Source organism: Streptomyces sp. MGP-P1, assembly GCF_057766565.1.
The window spans coordinates 1,314,611-1,330,490 of record NZ_JBYMEM010000001.1 but is presented as its reverse complement, the minus strand read 5'-3'; the positions used below and the strand labels follow the sequence as shown (position 1 = coordinate 1,330,490).

Here is a 15,880-nt window from a genome sequence, read left to right as displayed (position 1 = left end):
CGGCGGGCCGCCTAGAGCTTGCCGAAGAGCACTCCGCGCCAGGTCCAGCCCGATGTGAGGGTGGTGTCCCGCAGCGGGTCCGTCAGCTGCGCACTGTCGAAGCTGAACGACTCGGTCGCCGCGAGGCGGCCGTTCTCTCCCCGCTGGAAGGTGTACTGGCGCGAGACGGTCCTGCCCCTGCCACGCGTGTACGTCGCCGACGTCCGCAACCGCGGAGGATTCCCGACGCGGGTGACCTCCCAACTCTCCTCGACGGCGCGTACTTCTCGAGCGCCCTCGGCCAGCCGCATCCGTATGCGGATGGCGTGCGTCAGCTGGGACTGGACGAAGAAGTGCTGCCAGGCGGGCTCGGCGATCCGCCACTCCGCCATCAGGTCGGCGCCGTGCGCGGCGCCGTCGCTGATGATGTAGGGGACCTCAGGCCCATTGAGACCGAGCAGTGCCGTCCGCAACTCCTCGGCCGGTAGTGACGTCGCCCCGGCCTCGGGGCGCTTGGTTCCGGTCAGCATGTCGAAGAATCCCATGAGGTCAACCTACTGAGGGGTCAAAACGGCGGCGCGGGAAGGATCAGCTGCGACCGCACGCGGTGGCGCCGGTCGGCCTCACCGAGGAACGCCTGCTGGCGACCATGGGCTCGGCCATCCTCGCGATGGCCCGGGCGCTCTCGAACCGGAACCAGAACCAGAAGCCGGAACCGGAACGGGAACCGGAACCACGGGCGTCGTCGAGCGCTAGAACGGATACCACCGAACCGCCGCGTCCCCCTCGCGCAGCGATGCCACCCGGCGGCGGAATTCGGCGAGCGCCTTCGGGTTGGCCGGGGCGTGCTGGGAGACCCAGGCGCAGCTGGCCGTCTCCCGGGCGCCGCGCAGCACCGCGCACCCCTCCCACTCCCGGACGTCCCAGCCGTACGCGGAGGTGAAGGCGTCGTAGGCGGCGGGGTCGAGGCCGTAGCGGTCGCGGGAGAGGGCGAGAACGACCAGGTCGTGCTCGCGCAGATCGGCGGAGAACGTCTCCAGGTCGACCAGGACCGGGCCGTCGGGCCCGACGTGGACGTTGCGCGGGAGCGCGTCGCCGTGGATCGGTCCCGGCGGCAGATGGGGAACGAGCGCGGCGGCCGCGGCCGCGAAGCCGTCGCGGCGCTCGCGGAGGTAGTCGGCGTCCGCCGGGTCGATCGCCTCTCCCGCCAGGGTCAGCCAGCGCTCCACGCCGCCCAGCAGCTCGCGGCGCGGCAGGGTGAAGTCCGCTGGCGCGGGCAGCGCGTGCACCAGGGAGAGCAGCGGTGCGAGGTCGCGTGGCTCGGCGGGGCGTACGGGGTCGGGAAGCCGGTGCCACAGCGTCACGGGGTGGCCCTCCACCAGGCGTGGCGCCCGCTCGGCCGCGCGGACGGCCGGGACGCCGGACGCGGCGAGCCAGTCGGCGAGGGCCACCTCCCGCTCGGCCCGCTCGCGCAGCTCCGGGTGGCCGGTGGCGTCCCGGCCGACCTTGATCACCAGGTCGCCGGCGGCGAAGACCGCGTTCTCGCCCAGCGCGAGCAGCTCCGCCGCGCCGGGAACGCCGGCGGCCGTCAGCACCTCGCGCGCTCGCATCTCGTCCATGGGTGCGATTTTGCATCCCCGCAGGCCACCTTGACGAACCGATGACCCGTCAGCACGATGACGGAGGCCTCCCGGGCAGGAGGAACGGGATGAAGTCCATCTCAGGCACATCAGGGAGATGCGGGGCGAAGGGGTCTATTTCGTGACATCGGTGACCGCGACGAAGCGGCCCGGACCTGACGACCCGCACAGCGGGCGCACCGGACCGGACGGGCGGGGCGGGCGGGGCGGACGTGCGGGGGGCACCGGCCGTCCGGGACGGTCGGGCCGTCCGGAACGCAAGGCGTTCGGGGACCGGGCCGCCTGGTTCCTGGTGCTCCCCGCGCTCATCCCGATCCTGCTCCTCAGCGTCGGACCGCTCCTCTACGGCCTCGCTCTCGCCTTCACCGACGCCCAGTCGGGTCGCACCCGCTCGACCCAGTGGATCGGCACCCTGAACTTCCAGGACCTGCTGCACGACACCCTGTTCTGGGACTCGTTCCGGATCGGCCTGCTCTGGGCGGTCGGCGTCACCGTCCCGCAGTTCCTCCTGGCGCTCGGCCTCGCCCTGCTGCTCAACCAGAACCTCCGGATGCGCTGGCTGGCCCGGGCGCTGGCGATCATCCCCTGGGCGATGCCCGAGGTCGTCGTCGGCATCATGTGGCGGCTCGTCTACAACCCGGACGCCGGCATCCTCAACGAGACCATCCGCGACCTCGGACTCGGCGACGGCCGGGACTGGCTGACCGGCCTCGCCACCGCGCTGCCCGCCGTGATCCTCGTCGGCATCTGGGCGGGCATGCCCCAGACCACCGTGGCCCTGCTCGCCGGACTCCAGAACACCCCGCGCGAACTCCACGAGGCGGCAGCCCTGGACGGAGCGGGCGCGTGGCGCCGTTTCCGTACCGTCACCTGGCCCGCGCTGAAACCGATCGCGCTCGCGATCTCCGCGCTCAACCTGATCTGGAACTTCAACTCCTTCGCCCTGGTCTACGTCCTGACCAGCGGCGGACCCGGCGGCCGGACCCGGCTGCCGATGCTCTTCGCCTACGAGGAGGCCTTCCGGTACGGCCAGTTCGGTTACGCCGCGGCGATGGGCTTCGTGATGGTCGCGGTGATCTCCGTGCTCCTCGCCGTGCTCCTCGTCGGCCGGCTCAGGGGAGGCGAGGACCGATGAGGCGCGGACCGATGGGGCGGAGGCGGGCGGGGGCCGGGCCCGCGAGGCGTGGACCGGCGGGGCGGGAGTCGACCGGGCTGCGCACCAGCAAGCCCGCGCGGGCCGCTCAGTACCTGGCGCTCCTGGCGTACCTGGTCTTCCTCGCGTTCCCGTTCGTGTGGCTGATCTCGACCGCCTTCAAACCCGCCCGTGAACTGGGCTCGCTCCACCCCACCTGGATCCCCGAGCAGCCCACCCTGGACAACTTCCGGCAGGCCTTCGACGAGCAGCCGCTGCTCCAGGCCGCCGCCAACTCCCTGATCGCCGCCGTCGGCGCGGCCGTGATCGCCGTCGTGATCGCCACCCCGATGGCCTATGTGATGGCCCGCCACCGGGGCCGGCTCGCCACCGCCGCGACCGGCTGGGTCGTCGTCAGCCAGGCGTTCCCGTTCGTCCTGGTGATCATCCCGCTCTTCCTGATCCTGAAGAACCTGCACCTGATCAACACCCTGTGGGGGCTGATCATGGTCTACGTCGTCTGGTCGCTGCCCTTCGCGCTGTGGATGCTCGCCGGATACGTACGGGCCGTGCCGACCGAGCTGGAGGAGGCCGCCGCCGTCGACGGGGCTGGCCGGGTGCGGACGCTCGTCTCGGTCGTGGCCCCGCTGCTGGCCCCCGGGATCGTCGCCACCGCGCTGTTCGCGTTCATCACCGCATGGAACGAGTTCTTCTTCGCGCTCGTCCTGCTCAAGACCCCGGAGAAGCAGACCTTGCCGGTCGTCCTCACCCACTTCCTCGGCGCGGAGGGCGTGGCCGACCTCGGCCCGCTCGCCGCGGCCGCCTTCCTCGCCACGCTCCCCTCCCTGGTCCTCTTCGCTCTCATCCAGCGGCGGATCACCGGCGGGATGACGGCCGGGGCGGTGAAGAACTGATGCGCGCCGCGGTCCGGCGGGCGGCGTCCGCCGTCGCCGTACTGGCCCTGCTGCTCACCGGCTGCTCGGGCGGCGACGACGGGCGGGACGCGGACGGCACGATCCGGCTCCGGTTCCAGTCGCTGGCCTGGCAGAAGGAGTCCGTCGACGCCAACAAGCAACTGGTGAAGGAGTGGAACGCGGCCCACCCCGACGTCCAGGTCGACTACGTCCAGGGCACCTGGGACAGCGTCCACGACCAGCTGCTCACCTCCTTCGAGGGCGGCGAGGCCCCCGACGTCATCCACGACGCCTCCGACGACCTGGCCGACTTCGCGTACGGGGGCTACCTCGCCGACCTGCGCCCCCTCCTCCCCGAACGACTCAAGGCCGACATCCCCGAACAGTCCTGGCGCACCACCACGTTCGGTGAGGGCGTCCACGGGGTGCCCTTCCTCCAGGAGCCCCGGGTCCTGATCGCCAACACGAAGCTGCTGAAGGCGTCGGGTGCCCGGATTCCGACCCCGGAGCACCCCTGGAGCTGGGAGGAGTTCCGCGAGGTCACCGACGAGCTGACGGGCAAGGGGCGGTACGGAATCGCCTGGCCGCTGAAGGAGCCGGTCTCCGTCACCCTCAACCTGGGGCTGTCCGGCGGCGGACAGCTCTTCCACCGCGACGACGACGGCAAGGCGGTGCTGCGCTTCGAGGAGGGCGACGGTGTGGTGGCCGGCACCATCCGCGACCAGGTCAACACCGACGGCAGCGCCGCCCGCGGCGCGCTGGGGATGGGCGGATCGGACGCGCTCCCCGGGTTCTTCGGCGGCAAGTACGCCATGCTCCCGCTCGGCTTCTCCTACCGCCAGCAGATCATTCAGCAGGCGCCCGAGGGATTCGACTGGACGGTTCTGCCGATGCCCGCGGGCGCGGGCGGCGCGGTCCAGGGCGTGAGCCCGCAGACGCTGTCGGTCGCCGAGGATAGCCCGCACAAGGAGGAGGCCGTCGCGTTCATCGACTTCCTGCTGCGCCCCCCGAACATGGTGCGCCTCGCCCGGGGCGACTGGATGCTGCCCACCGGTACGGAGGCCCTGGCCGACCCGGCACTGCGGGGGAGCGAGCACGGCTGGGCCGTCGGCACCGCGCTCGCGCGGGGGCTGCGCCTGGCGCCCGCCCAGTCGGTGCGCGGCTACCCCGAGTGGAAGGACAAGGTGGCCACCCCCGCCCTTCAGGAGTACTACAGCGGGGCGATCGACACCGACGAGCTGCGGAAGCGGCTGGTGGACGACGGAAACCGGGTGCTGGCCCGCTACCAGCGCTGATCCCGGCCGGAAAAGAAAGTTGCACGAGACGTCTCGTCTCGCCTACGGTGTGCGGCATGACGGAATCCCCGCGTGCCCACATCGCCATGTTCTCCATCGCCGCCCACGGACATGTGAACCCGAGCCTCGACGTCATCCGCGAACTCGTCGACCGTGGACACCGCGTCAGCTACGCCATCCCGGCCTCCTTCGCCGAGAAGGTCGCCGCCACCGGCGCCCGGCCGGTGATCTACACCTCGACCCTGCCGACCGACGACGACCCCGATGCCTGGGGCACCGAGCTGATCGACAACATCGAACCCTTCCTCGACGACGCGCTCCAGGCGCTCCCGCAGCTCGTCGAGGCCTTCGCGGGCGACGAGCCCGACCTCGTCCTGCACGACATCACCTCCTATCCCGCCCGGGTCCTCGCCCACCGCTGGGGCGTCCCCGCCGTCTCCCTCTGGCCCAACCTGGTCCCCTGGGAGGGGTACGAGCAGGAGGTCGGCGAGCCGATGACCGCCGAACTGAAGCAGACCGAGCGCGGCAAGGCGTACTACGCGCGCTTCGACGCCTGGCTCGCCGAGAACGGCCTCGGCCATGTCCCCAGCGACGACTTCGTGGCCCGCCCGCGCTTCGGCATCGTGCTGATCCCCGAGGCGCTCCAGCCGAACGCGGACCGGGTGAACCGCGAGATGTACACCTTCGTCGGGGCCTGTCAGGGCGACCGCGCGGACCAGGGGGAGTGGGCCCGGCCCGCCGGGGCGGAGAAGGTGCTCCTGGTGTCGCTGGGCTCCTCCTTCACCAAGCAGCCCGCGTTCTACCGGGAGTGCGTCGACGCTTTCGGCGGCCTGCCCGGCTGGCACGTGGTGCTCCAGATCGGCGCGCACGTCGACCCCGCCGAACTCGGAGACGTACCGGGCAATGTGGAGGTGCGCAGCTGGGTGCCGCAGCTGGCCGTCCTCAAGCAGGCCGACGCCTTCATCACCCACGCCGGTGCGGGCGGGAGCCAGGAGGGGCTCGCCACCGGCACCCCGATGGTCGCCGTCCCCCAGGCCGTCGACCAGTTCGGCAACGCGGACATGCTCCAGTCGCTCGGTGTGGCCCGGCACCTCCCGATGGAGGAGGCCGACGCCGCGAGTCTGCGCGAGGCCGTGCTGGCTCTGGTGAACGACCCCGAAGTGGCCGCCCGGTGCGGGCGGCTGAGCGAGCAGATGGCGCGGGAGGGCGGCACCCCGCGGGCCGCCGACCTCATCGAGGCCGAACTGTCGCGCTGAGCGGAATCGCCCGAGCGCTGTCTAGACGTTCTCCGTCCCGCCCCGACCGCCGCGACCGGCGGTTCGCCGGGGCGGGACGTGGCGTGTTCCGGCTCTGTGAAGCCCCTGTCACGCCGGGTCCGGTCGGCGCATCTGCACGCATGCCCTCGCGATTTCACACCAGGGGCCGGGTGTTCACCCCTCTCGCTCACACCTTCACGGACCTTCACGGGTCTTCACGTCCGGTCACTCCCGCCCCACAGGCCCCGGTGGCGCCCCGGCGGCGGGCGCCAGGTCGCTGTCCGACGCTTCACGTACGGCTCTGAACAGGCGATATGCGAGGCGGTGCGTGCTCGCGTGGCAGCCCGGGGCCGGTCGATCCGGGCGGTCCGGACAGCGGTCGGCTCTCTGCGGCCGTCGTGACCGGCCATGGCCGATTTCTTATTACGGAACCTTGTTGAGCAAGTCACACCTCATGGGGGCCTTGATCTGTGCTCGTCAATCGGTCAGGGTTTCGAGCCAGCCCCCGGAGATCTTCCGGCCGAGGGCCAATCCCCCCACAGAGTTTGACGAGGAGACCCCTCTTCATGGCCAAGCACCAGCGCACCCGTCGCACCAAGCTGACCGCCGCGATCACCGCCGTGGCGGCCGCCGCCGGAGTCACCCTTCTCGGCACCTCATTCGCCGGAGCCGCACCGGCCCCCATGGGAACGGTCTACGGCGCGGACGCCGCGACCGCGGTGTCCGGCAGCTACATCGTGATGCTGGACGAGAAGAAGGCCGACAAGTCCGAGCTCGCGAAGGAGTACGGCGGCAAGCTCAAGCGCACCTACTCCTCCAGCATCAACGGCTTCTCCGCCAGCGGCCTTTCGGATACCGAGGCCAAGCGCCTCGCCGCCGACCCGGCCGTCGCCAAGGTGGTGCAGAACAAGAAGTTCAGCATCGACGCCACCCAGGACAACCCGCCGTCATGGGGTCTGGACCGGATCGACCAGACCGGGACCGCGGGCGACAACGCCTACACCTACCCGGACGCCGGAGGCGAGGGCGTCACCGCGTACGTCATCGACACCGGTGTCCGCGTCACCCACGAGGACTTCGAGGGCCGGGCCACCTCCGGCTTCGACGCCGTCGACAACGACGACGACGCCGACGACGGCAACGGGCACGGCACCCACGTGGCGGGCACCATAGCCGGGGCGGCGCACGGCGTCGCCAAGAAGGCGAACATCGTGGCCGTCCGCGTCCTGGACGACAACGGCTCGGGCACCACCGAGCAGGTCATCGCCGGGATCGACTGGGTCACCGCCAACGCCAAGGGCCCGTCCGTCGCCAACATGAGCCTCGGCGGCGGCGCCGACCCCGCCCTCGACGAGGCCGTCCAGAAGGCCATCGCCGCGGGCATCACCTTCGGTGTGGCCGCCGGCAACGAGTCCAGCGACGCCGGACAGGGCTCGCCCTCCCGCGTCCCCGAGGCGATCACCGTCGCCTCGTCCACGGAGGCCGACGAGCAGTCGTCGTTCTCCAACTACGGCCCGGTCGTCGACATCTACGCGCCGGGCTCGGACATCACGTCCACCTGGAACGACAGCGACACCGGCACCAACACCATCTCCGGTACGTCCATGGCCACCCCGCACGTCGTCGGCGCGGCCGCCGTCTACCTGGCGGGCAACCAGGGCGCGACCCCGGAGGCCGTCGCCACGGCGCTCACCGAGGGAGCCACCCCGGACGCCATCAGCAACGCCACCGAGGGCACGGCCAACAAGCTCCTCAAGGTCGTCGAGTAGTACCCCGGTTCCGACCGGACGCCGGGCGGCGGTGGTCGCACCCCCGCCGCCCGGCCCCCGCGCACAGCGGCCGCCGCGCTCTCCCCCACGGGGCGCGGCGGCCACGTCGTTCCCGGCCGGCCCCGGCGATCGCCCCGGCCCCGCTCCCCGATCCGGCCAATCCGGCCGGATCCCCGCGCGAGGGCCTAGGGTGAGTGGCCATGACGACGACGTACGCGGCCCTGCTGCGGGGGATCAACGTGAGCGGCAGCAAAAGGGTCCCCATGCCCGAACTGCGCACCGTGCTCACCGAACTGGGGCACACCGGCATCGCCACCCATCTGCAGAGCGGCAACGCCGTCTTCCGGAGCGAGAGCGACGACGAGGACGTGCTGGCCGCCGCCATGGAACAGGCCCTGCGCCGGCGGTTCGGATTCGCCGTCGACTGCCTCGTCCGCGACGCCGCCTATCTCGCCGCCGTCGACGAGGCCTGCCCCTTCCCCGCGGCCGAGCTGGAGGGCAGGCAGCTCCACGTCACCTTCTTCGACCGGCCCGTGGACGCGGACCGCTTCGCGGGCCTGGAGGCCGGGGACTTCCTGCCGGAGGAGTTCCGGCTCGGCGACCGCTGCCTGTACCTGTACGCCCCCGACGGGCTCGGCCGCTCCAAGCTGGCCGCCGCGCTGGGACGCCCCCGCCACGTCAAGGGCCTCACCGCCACCAGCCGCAACTGGAACACCGTGGCGAAACTCGTGGAGCTGACCCGTGGCTGAGCCCTCGCCCGCCGTGGCCGCAGCGATCGAGGGCGAGCTGCGCCTGCTGGACCCGGTGGTACGGGCCTCCGCCGAGCTCCTCGCCTCGCTGCTGCACCCCGAGTTCCGGGAGATCGGCACCAGCGGTCGGCTCTGGACCCGGGAGACGATCATCGCCTCGCTCACCGCCGACGACGCGCCACGTCCCGGTCCGCTCACCGCCTCCCGCATGCGAGGGGCGCAGCTCTGCGCCGACCTGGTGCACCTCACCTTCGACACCGAGTCCAAGGGGGTCCACTCGCACCGCAGTTCCCTGTGGCGACTGACCCCGCCGGGCTGGCGGCTCTACTTCCACCAGGCGACGCCGTTCGACGACGGCCCGCCCGGCAGTCCCCTCGACGGCCCTTCCACCGAGGCCTGATCGCCGATCGGCCGAGAGCCGCCCCCGCCCCGATACCTCAGGCCGACAGCGAGGCGCGCTCCGGCACCCGCGCCTCGTCGTACCGGTCCAGCAGCAACCGCGCCAACTCCGGTGCGGGGCCCAGTACATCGGCCAGTACGTCAGCCCCGGCCGCCTCTGCGCCCGCCGCGATGCGGTCGGGGAGCCGGCCGGGCGCGATGACGTACGGGGCCACCGCCACCCGGCGCACGCCGTCGGCGCGCAGGGCCCTCACCGCGTCCTCGGTGCGGGAGATGCCACCGGGATGAACAGCGGAGGCGAACGCAGGCCGCACGGCGCACCAACCGGTGTGCCGCAGCTCCCGCGCGATTTCAGCGATCACTGCGATCGCCTCCGGGTCTGTGGATCCCGCCGAGGCCAGGACGAGCCCGGTCCGGGGGATGTCGCCGGGACGGATCCCGGCCTCCCGCAGCCGCCGCCCCAGCGTGGCGTTCAGCAGCGGGGACGGGCCGAGCACGTCGGCCTGCCGGATGTTCAGCCGCGGCAGCCGGGCGCGGGCCTCGCGCAGGACCGAGGGGATGTCGGTCTTGGCGTGGAACGCCCGGGTGAGCAGCAGCGGAAGGGCGACGACCTCGTCCGCCCCCGCCGCGGCCAGGCGCTCCAGCACCCGGGGCACGGAGGGGGCGTTGAACTCCAGGTACGCGGTCTCCACGGGCAGCCCCGGCCGCTCGGCCCGGACCCGCTCGGTGAGCGCGTGCACGGTCGCGGCGTGCCGCGGGTCGCGGCTGCCGTGGGCGATGACGAGGAGCGTGGGGTGCGTCATGGGGGAGCTCAGTTCTTGACGAGGAGACCGCGGCTGCGCAGGACCCACCGCTCCAGCGGACTGAAGATGAGCAGGTCGATGGCGATGCCGACGAACAGGATGAGCAGGATCGAGAGGAAGATCCCGGGCATGTCGAAGTTGCTGCGACCGTTCTCCAGCAACTGCCCCAGCCCCAGACCCAGTTCGGGGGAGGAGGCGATGATCTCGGCCGCCATCAGCGAGCGCCAGGAGAACGCCCAGCCCTGCTTGAGACCCGCCAGATAGCCGGGCAGCGCCGCCGGGAGCACGATGTGCCAGGTTCCGCGCAGCCCGGTCGCGCCCAGCGTGCGGCCGGCCCGGAGGAACAGCGGCGGCACCTGGTCGACGCCGGAGACCAGCCCGTTGGCGATCGAGGGCACCGCGCCCAGCAGGATCACCGCGAACATCATCTGGTCGTTCAGCCCGAGCCAGATCACCGCCGGTGCCACCCACGCCACCGACGGCAGCGACTGGAGCCCGGACAGGATCGGGCCGATCGCGGCCCGGATCAGCTTCACCCGGGCTACCAGCAGCCCCAGCGGCGTACCGATGGCGACCGCGAGGAGGAAGCCGAGCAGACCGCGCGAGACGCTGGTCCAGACGACCTCCAGCAGCGTGCCAGCGAGCCACATCTCCCGCGCGCTGTTCCACACGGCGGACGGCGGCGGCAGCTTGTAGACCTCCGTGACCTGGGCGCGGACCAGCAGTTCCCAGATCACCAGGACGAGCGCCACCGCCACGACCGGCGGCAGCACCTTGCGCAGCAGGACCTCGCGCACCGGGGTGCGGTTGATCTGCACGGCGTCCAGGGCGTCGAGCCCGGCCTCCAGGCCCGCCAGATCGTCGGGCTTCGCGCCGCCCGGCCCGGCCGACTCGTCCGGCCGCTTCCGGCTCGACGTGATGTCAGTGCTGGCCATGTCGGCGGATCTCCCCACGCAGTTCTTCGGTGATCTCGACGGACAGCTCCGCGACGGCGGTGTCCTCGATGCGGCGCGGCTGCTCGATGTCGACCGTCCACTCCCGGGCGATCCGGCCCGGCCGGGACGAGAGCAGCACGACGCGCTGCGCGAGCCGTACGGCCTCGCGCACGTTGTGCGTGACGAAGAGGACCGAGGCGTTCGTCTCCCGCCAGATCCGGGTCAGCTCGTCGTGCAGCACATCGCGGGTGATGGCGTCGAGCGCCGCGAACGGCTCGTCCATCAGCAGCAGTTGACTGTCCTGGGCGAGCGCGCGGGCCATCGCGACGCGCTGCCGCATGCCTCCGGACAGCTCGTGCACCCGCTTGCCGTACGCCCCGCCCAGGCGGACGAGTTCGAGCAGCCGTTCCGCCTCGGTGCGCCGCTCGGACTTGGGCACCCCGCGCAACCGCAGGGCCAGTTCGATGTTCTTGCCCGCGGTCAGCCACGGGAAGAGGGCGTGCTCCTGGAACATCAGGGCCGGCCGCCCGCCGGGGGTCTCGATGGACCCCTTGGACGGGCGGTCGAGTCCGGCCACCAGATTGAGCAGCGTCGACTTTCCGCACCCGGAGGCTCCCAGGAGGGTGACGAACTCGCCCGGCGCGACATCGAGCGTGATGTCGTCCAGGACGAGCTGCTGACCGGTGGGTCCGGCGAAGGACTTCGAGACGTGCGCGAGACGGGCGGCGTGCTCGACCGTCGTACGGTCCTCGGCCTTGGTGAGGGTGGTGGTCGCCATGGTCGTCACCTCCTGGGGATCCTTACGTCCTGGTACGGATGGGCGGGGTTACTTGACGCCGAGGCCGGCGTCGGCGACCTCGGGCCGGCCCTCGGCCTCGAGGATCTTGTTCAGCGGGCCCAGGTCGTAGATGCCCTGGAGGTTCGGCTCCTTGAGGAGACCGGACTTCACCGAGTACCCGGCCTGCGTTTTGAGCGTGGCGGCCAGCGGGTCGTCGGTGATCTCGATCGACTCCCACGCCGAGTCGAGGATCTCCTTGGGCAGCGGCTTGCCGCTCAGGTTCTCCAGCGCCTTGTTGGCGGACGCCTTCGCCTCTTCGGGGTTGGCGTTGATCCACTTGTTGGTGGCGACCGAACCCTTCAGCACCGCCTCGACCACGTCCGGGTGCTCGTCGAGGAACTTCTGCGACACGATGATGTTCGTGATCACGAACTTCTTGTCCGGCCACAGGTCCTTCTCGTCGAGGAGCACCTTCGCGCCCTCGGACACCAGCTTGGACGCGGTCGGCTCGGGCACCCAGGCGCCGTCCAGGTCACCGGACTTGTAGGCGTCGGGGGTCACCTTGTTGTCCGAGCGGACCACGGAGACGTCGCCCTTGCCGCTCTGGGCGTCGACCTTCCAGCCCTTCTCGGAGATCCAGTTGAGGAAGGCCACGTCCTGGGTGTTGCCGAGCTGCGGGGTGGCGATCTTCTTGCCCTTGAGGTCGTCCAGGGTCTTGATCTTGTCCGGGTTGACGACCAGCTTCACCCCGCCGGAGGCCGAGCCGGAGATGATCCGCAGCCCCTTGCCCTGGGACTTGCTGAAGCCGTTGATGGAGGGGGAGGGGCCGATGAAGCCGATGTCGATGGATCCGGCGTTCAGCGCCTCGATCTCGGAGGGACCCGCGTTGAAGGTCGTGGACTCGACCTGGGTGCCGCCCAGTTCCTTCTGGATGGTGCCTTCCTGGATACCGACCAGGGCGGTGGCGTGCGTGAGGTTCGGGAAGTAGCCGATCTTCACGGTGTCCGTGGAGAGCTTCTTCCCCTTGGCGGAGACGTTCGCCTTCTTGGCGTCGTCGTCCTTGGCCTCGGAGCCGTAGCCGCAGGCGGTCGCCGCCAGGGCGAGCAGCGGCAGCGCCGCGACGGCGGCGATGGAGCGGCGAACGGTGGAACGGGGGGCAGGCACGGGAGGCTTTCCTCTCGTTGGCCCGGCGCTCACGTCCCGCTGTCTTCTCAGGGGGGCGTGGCCGGGAGGTCGGCAGGTCTTCGGCGGTACGGACGGTGCGGGAGGGCGCGCGAGCAGTGCGCGTACGTCATCACGCACATCGCCCGACCCCGCCCTGACCGCTGCCGAGGGCGCCGCTGCCGACCCGGCCGCCCTCCTTCGCGAAGGTGGAGAAGAAGTCGGTGGCCATCAGAAGTCCCATGCGGCGTCGTCGTCGGCGGCCGGGGCGGCGGCTTCGGCGACCGCGGCGAACGAGGCGCCCGCCATGCCGGCGCTCAGCGTCGTACCGTCCGCCGGGTCGATCAGGAGGAACGAACCCGTGCGCCGGGAGTCGGCGTAGGCGTCGAGGGCGAGCGGTTCGGCGGTGCGCACGACGACCCGGCCGATGTCGTTGGCGACCAGCTGCCCGGGCGCCGGGTGCTGGGAGAGGTCGTCCAGGGTGAGCCGGGAGGGGATGTCCTTGACGATCGCCTTGACCGTACGGGTGGTGTGCTTGAGCAGCACCCGCTGGCCCACCGAGAGCGGCTGGTCGGCGACGTGGCAGACGGTCGCCTCGACGTCCTGCGTGACGGCGGGGGAGTCGTCGACCGGGGCGATCAGGTCGCCGCGCGAGATGTCGATGTCGTCGGCCAGCCGGAGCGTCACCGACTGCGGCGCCCAGGCGACGTCGACGCTCTCCCCGAGCGCGTCGATGCCCGTGATGGTGGTGGTGCGACCCGAGGGGAGTACGGAGACGGACTCGCCGACCCGGAACACCCCGGCCGCGATCTGACCGGCGTAGCCCCGGTAGTCGGGGTGCTCGGCGCTCTGCGGGCGGATCACGTACTGCACGGGAAAGCGCGCGTGGCAGGCGGTGAGGTCGTGGCTGACCGGCACCGTCTCCAGGTGCTCCAGGACGGTCGGCCCGCCGTACCAGTCCATGTGCGCGGACGGCTCCACCACGTTGTCCCCGGCCAGCGCCGAGATCGGGATCGCGGTGATCTCCGGGACGCCGAGCGAGGCGGCGTACGCGGTGAACTCCTCGGCTATCGCGGCGAACACGGGCTCCGCGTAGTCGACGAGATCCATCTTGTTGACCGCCAGCACCACGTGCGGGACGCGCAGCAGCGCGGCGACGGCGGCGTGCCGGCGGGTCTGCTCGACGACGCCGTTGCGGGCGTCCACCAGGACCACGGCCAGCTCCGCCGTGGAGGCGCCGGTCACCATGTTGCGGGTGTACTGCACATGGCCCGGGGTGTCGGCGAGGATGAACCGGCGACGGGCGGTGGCGAAGTAGCGGTAGGCGACGTCGATGGTGATGCCCTGCTCGCGCTCGGCCCGCAGCCCGTCGGTCAGCAGCGCCAGGTCCGGCGCTTCCTGACCCCTTTTCAGCGAGGCCTGCTCGACGGCCTCCAACTGGTCGGTGAGGACCGACTTGGAGTCGTGCAGCAGGCGTCCCACGAGGGTGGACTTGCCGTCGTCGACCGACCCGGCCGTGGCGAAGCGCAGCAGGGTGGTGGACGACACGTCGGCGAACTGCTCGGCCGACTGGAGTTGGGTGGTCATGGTTAGAAGTACCCCTCGCGCTTGCGGTCTTCCATCGCGGCCTCGGACATCTTGTCGTCGGCACGGGTCGCGCCCCGCTCGGTGAGCCGGGAGGCGGCGATCTCGGTGATCACGGCGTCCAGCGTGGTGGCGTCGGAGTCGACGGCGCCGGTGCAGGACATGTCGCCGACCGTGCGGTAGCGCACCAGACGGGTCTCGGTGGTCTCGTGCTCCTTGGGACCGCCCCAGTGCCCGGCGGTCAGCCACATGCCGTTGCGGTCGAAGACCTCGCGCTCATGGGCGAAGTAGATCTCCGGGAGCTCGATCCCCTCGCGCTCGATGTACTGCCAGACGTCCAGCTCGGTCCAGTTGGAGATCGGGAAGACCCGCACGTGCTCGCCCGGGGCGTGCCGGCCGTTGTAGAGCTGCCACAGCTCGGGCCGCTGCCGGCGCGGGTCCCACTGGGAGAACTCGTCGCGCAGCGAGAAGACCCGCTCCTTGGCCCGCGCCTTCTCCTCGTCGCGCCGCCCGCCGCCGAACACCGCGTCGAAGCGGTGCTGCTGGATCGCCTCGGTGAGCGGGACCGTCTGGAGCGGGTTGCGGGTGCCGTCGGGGCGCTCGCGGAGCTTCCCGGCGTCGATGTACTCCTGCACGGAGGCGACGTGCAGCCGCAGCCCGTGCTTCTTCACCGCACGGTCGCGGTACTCCAGGACCTCGGGGAAGTTGTGCCCGGTGTCCACGTGCAGCAGGGTGAACGGCACCGGCGCGGGCGCGAACGCCTTGAGCGCCAGGTGCAGCATCACGATGGAGTCCTTGCCGCCGGAGAACAGGATCACCGGCCGCTCGAACTCTCCCGCCACCTCACGGAAGATGTGGACCGCCTCCGACTCCAGGGAGTCCAGGTGGCTGAGCGCGTACGGGTTGACGGTGCCTTCCGGCACGGTGGCGACGGTGCTCACGCCAGGCCCCTCTCGGTGAGCAGCGCGTGGAGCGCCGCTGCGGACTCCTGCACGGTCTGCTGGTGCGACTCGATCCGCAGGTCGGGCGATTCGGGCGCCTCGTAGGGGTCGTCGACCCCGGTGAGACCGCTGATCTCGCCGGCCGCCTGCTTGGCGTACAGCCCCTTCACATCGCGTACGGAGCACACCTCGACGGGGGTCGCGACGTGCACCTCCAGATAGGTGGTGGACTCGGTGGCGTGCCGCTTGCGGACGGCCTCGCGGCTGTCGGCGAACGGGGCGATGACGGGGACCAGCACCTTCACGCCGTTGGCGGCGAGCAGTTCGGCGACGAAGCCGATCCGGGCCACGTTCGTGTGCCGGTCCTCGCGGGAGAAGCCGAGGCCCGCGGAGAGGAACTCGCGGATCTCGTCGCCGTCGAGCACCTCCACCCGGTGTCCCTCGGTCCGCAGCCGGCCCGCCAGCTCGTACGCGATGGTGGTCTTGCCCGCGCTCGGCAGACCGGTCAGCCAGATCGTGGCTCCCGTCTCCGTCACGCTCATCGA

At 71.4% G+C, this 15,880-nt stretch carries 15 protein-coding genes and 1 pseudogene; 7 read left to right on the top strand and 9 right to left on the bottom strand.

The window, feature by feature from the left end; translation table 11 throughout:
• Positions 1–11: 11 nt before the first annotated feature.
• Positions 12–524, bottom strand: a complete 513-nt coding sequence (locus AC3CH1_RS05960) for a hypothetical protein (RefSeq protein WP_488461893.1) — start codon at positions 522–524, stop codon at positions 12–14.
• Between the two features lie 207 nt (positions 525–731).
• Positions 732–1,598, bottom strand: coding sequence for a phosphotransferase enzyme family protein (locus AC3CH1_RS05955; protein ID WP_488461892.1), 867 nt, complete (start codon positions 1,596–1,598; stop codon positions 732–734).
• 142 nt (positions 1,599–1,740) lie between these two features.
• Between AC3CH1_RS05955 and AC3CH1_RS05950 the strand changes: the two genes are divergently transcribed.
• The 7 genes and pseudogenes from AC3CH1_RS05950 to AC3CH1_RS05920 all read left to right on the top strand — a co-directional run bounded on the left by AC3CH1_RS05950 (position 1,741) and on the right by AC3CH1_RS05920 (position 9,134).
• Positions 1,741–2,754 (top strand): carbohydrate ABC transporter permease, encoded by a 1,014-nt coding sequence (locus tag AC3CH1_RS05950; protein WP_488461891.1) that lies wholly within the window; start codon positions 1,741–1,743, stop codon positions 2,752–2,754.
• Positions 2,751–3,665, top strand: a complete 915-nt coding sequence (locus tag AC3CH1_RS05945; protein ID WP_488461890.1) for a carbohydrate ABC transporter permease — start codon at positions 2,751–2,753, stop codon at positions 3,663–3,665. The genes AC3CH1_RS05950 and AC3CH1_RS05945 overlap by 4 nt, the downstream gene beginning before the upstream one ends.
• Entirely contained in the window at positions 3,665–4,960 is a 1,296-nt protein-coding gene (locus AC3CH1_RS05940; protein WP_488461889.1) for an ABC transporter substrate-binding protein, read from the top strand. Before AC3CH1_RS05945 ends, AC3CH1_RS05940 begins: the two co-directional genes overlap by 1 nt.
• A 19-nt stretch (positions 4,961–4,979) precedes the next feature.
• Positions 4,980–6,216: pseudogene (gene mgt / locus AC3CH1_RS05935) on the top strand (macrolide-inactivating glycosyltransferase).
• Positions 6,217–6,782: 566 nt separating this feature from the next.
• Positions 6,783–7,985, top strand: a complete 1,203-nt coding sequence (locus AC3CH1_RS05930) for a S8 family peptidase (protein ID WP_488461888.1) — start codon at positions 6,783–6,785, stop codon at positions 7,983–7,985.
• A 200-nt stretch (positions 7,986–8,185) separates the two neighbouring features.
• Positions 8,186–8,734 (top strand): DUF1697 domain-containing protein, encoded by a 549-nt coding sequence (locus AC3CH1_RS05925; RefSeq protein ID WP_488461887.1) that lies wholly within the window; start codon positions 8,186–8,188, stop codon positions 8,732–8,734.
• Positions 8,727–9,134, top strand: a complete 408-nt coding sequence (locus AC3CH1_RS05920) for a nuclear transport factor 2 family protein (protein ID WP_488461886.1) — start codon at positions 8,727–8,729, stop codon at positions 9,132–9,134. The genes AC3CH1_RS05925 and AC3CH1_RS05920 overlap by 8 nt, the downstream gene beginning before the upstream one ends.
• A gap of 37 nt (positions 9,135–9,171) precedes the next feature.
• Here the strand turns inward: AC3CH1_RS05920 and AC3CH1_RS05915 are convergent, their stop codons facing one another.
• The 7 genes from AC3CH1_RS05915 to cysC form a co-directional block, all read right to left on the bottom strand.
• Entirely contained in the window at positions 9,172–9,936 is a 765-nt protein-coding gene (locus tag AC3CH1_RS05915; protein WP_488461885.1) for a sirohydrochlorin chelatase, read from the bottom strand.
• Between the two features lie 8 nt (positions 9,937–9,944).
• Positions 9,945–10,871, bottom strand: a complete 927-nt coding sequence (locus tag AC3CH1_RS05910; protein WP_265598458.1) for an ABC transporter permease — start codon at positions 10,869–10,871, stop codon at positions 9,945–9,947.
• On the bottom strand, positions 10,858–11,649 hold the full coding sequence (locus AC3CH1_RS05905) for an ABC transporter ATP-binding protein (RefSeq protein WP_018956819.1): 792 nt from the start codon (positions 11,647–11,649) through the stop codon (positions 10,858–10,860). The genes AC3CH1_RS05910 and AC3CH1_RS05905 overlap by 14 nt, the downstream gene beginning before the upstream one ends.
• A 48-nt stretch (positions 11,650–11,697) precedes the next feature.
• Positions 11,698–12,813: an aliphatic sulfonate ABC transporter substrate-binding protein gene (locus AC3CH1_RS05900; protein ID WP_488461884.1), complete on the bottom strand. Its 1,116-nt coding sequence runs from the start codon at positions 12,811–12,813 to the stop codon at positions 11,698–11,700.
• Between the two features lie 228 nt (positions 12,814–13,041).
• Entirely contained in the window at positions 13,042–14,397 is a 1,356-nt protein-coding gene (locus AC3CH1_RS05895) for a sulfate adenylyltransferase subunit 1 (protein ID WP_488461883.1), read from the bottom strand.
• Positions 14,398–14,399: 2 nt separating this feature from the next.
• Positions 14,400–15,335 carry a sulfate adenylyltransferase subunit CysD gene (gene cysD / locus AC3CH1_RS05890; protein WP_488461882.1) on the bottom strand — a complete coding sequence of 312 codons (936 nt, stop codon included), beginning with the start codon at positions 15,333–15,335 and terminating at the stop codon, positions 14,400–14,402.
• On the bottom strand, positions 15,332–15,877 hold the full coding sequence (gene cysC, locus AC3CH1_RS05885) for an adenylyl-sulfate kinase (protein WP_018956815.1): 546 nt from the start codon (positions 15,875–15,877) through the stop codon (positions 15,332–15,334). The genes cysD and cysC overlap by 4 nt, the downstream gene beginning before the upstream one ends.
• Between the last annotated feature and the right edge of the window lie 3 nt (positions 15,878–15,880).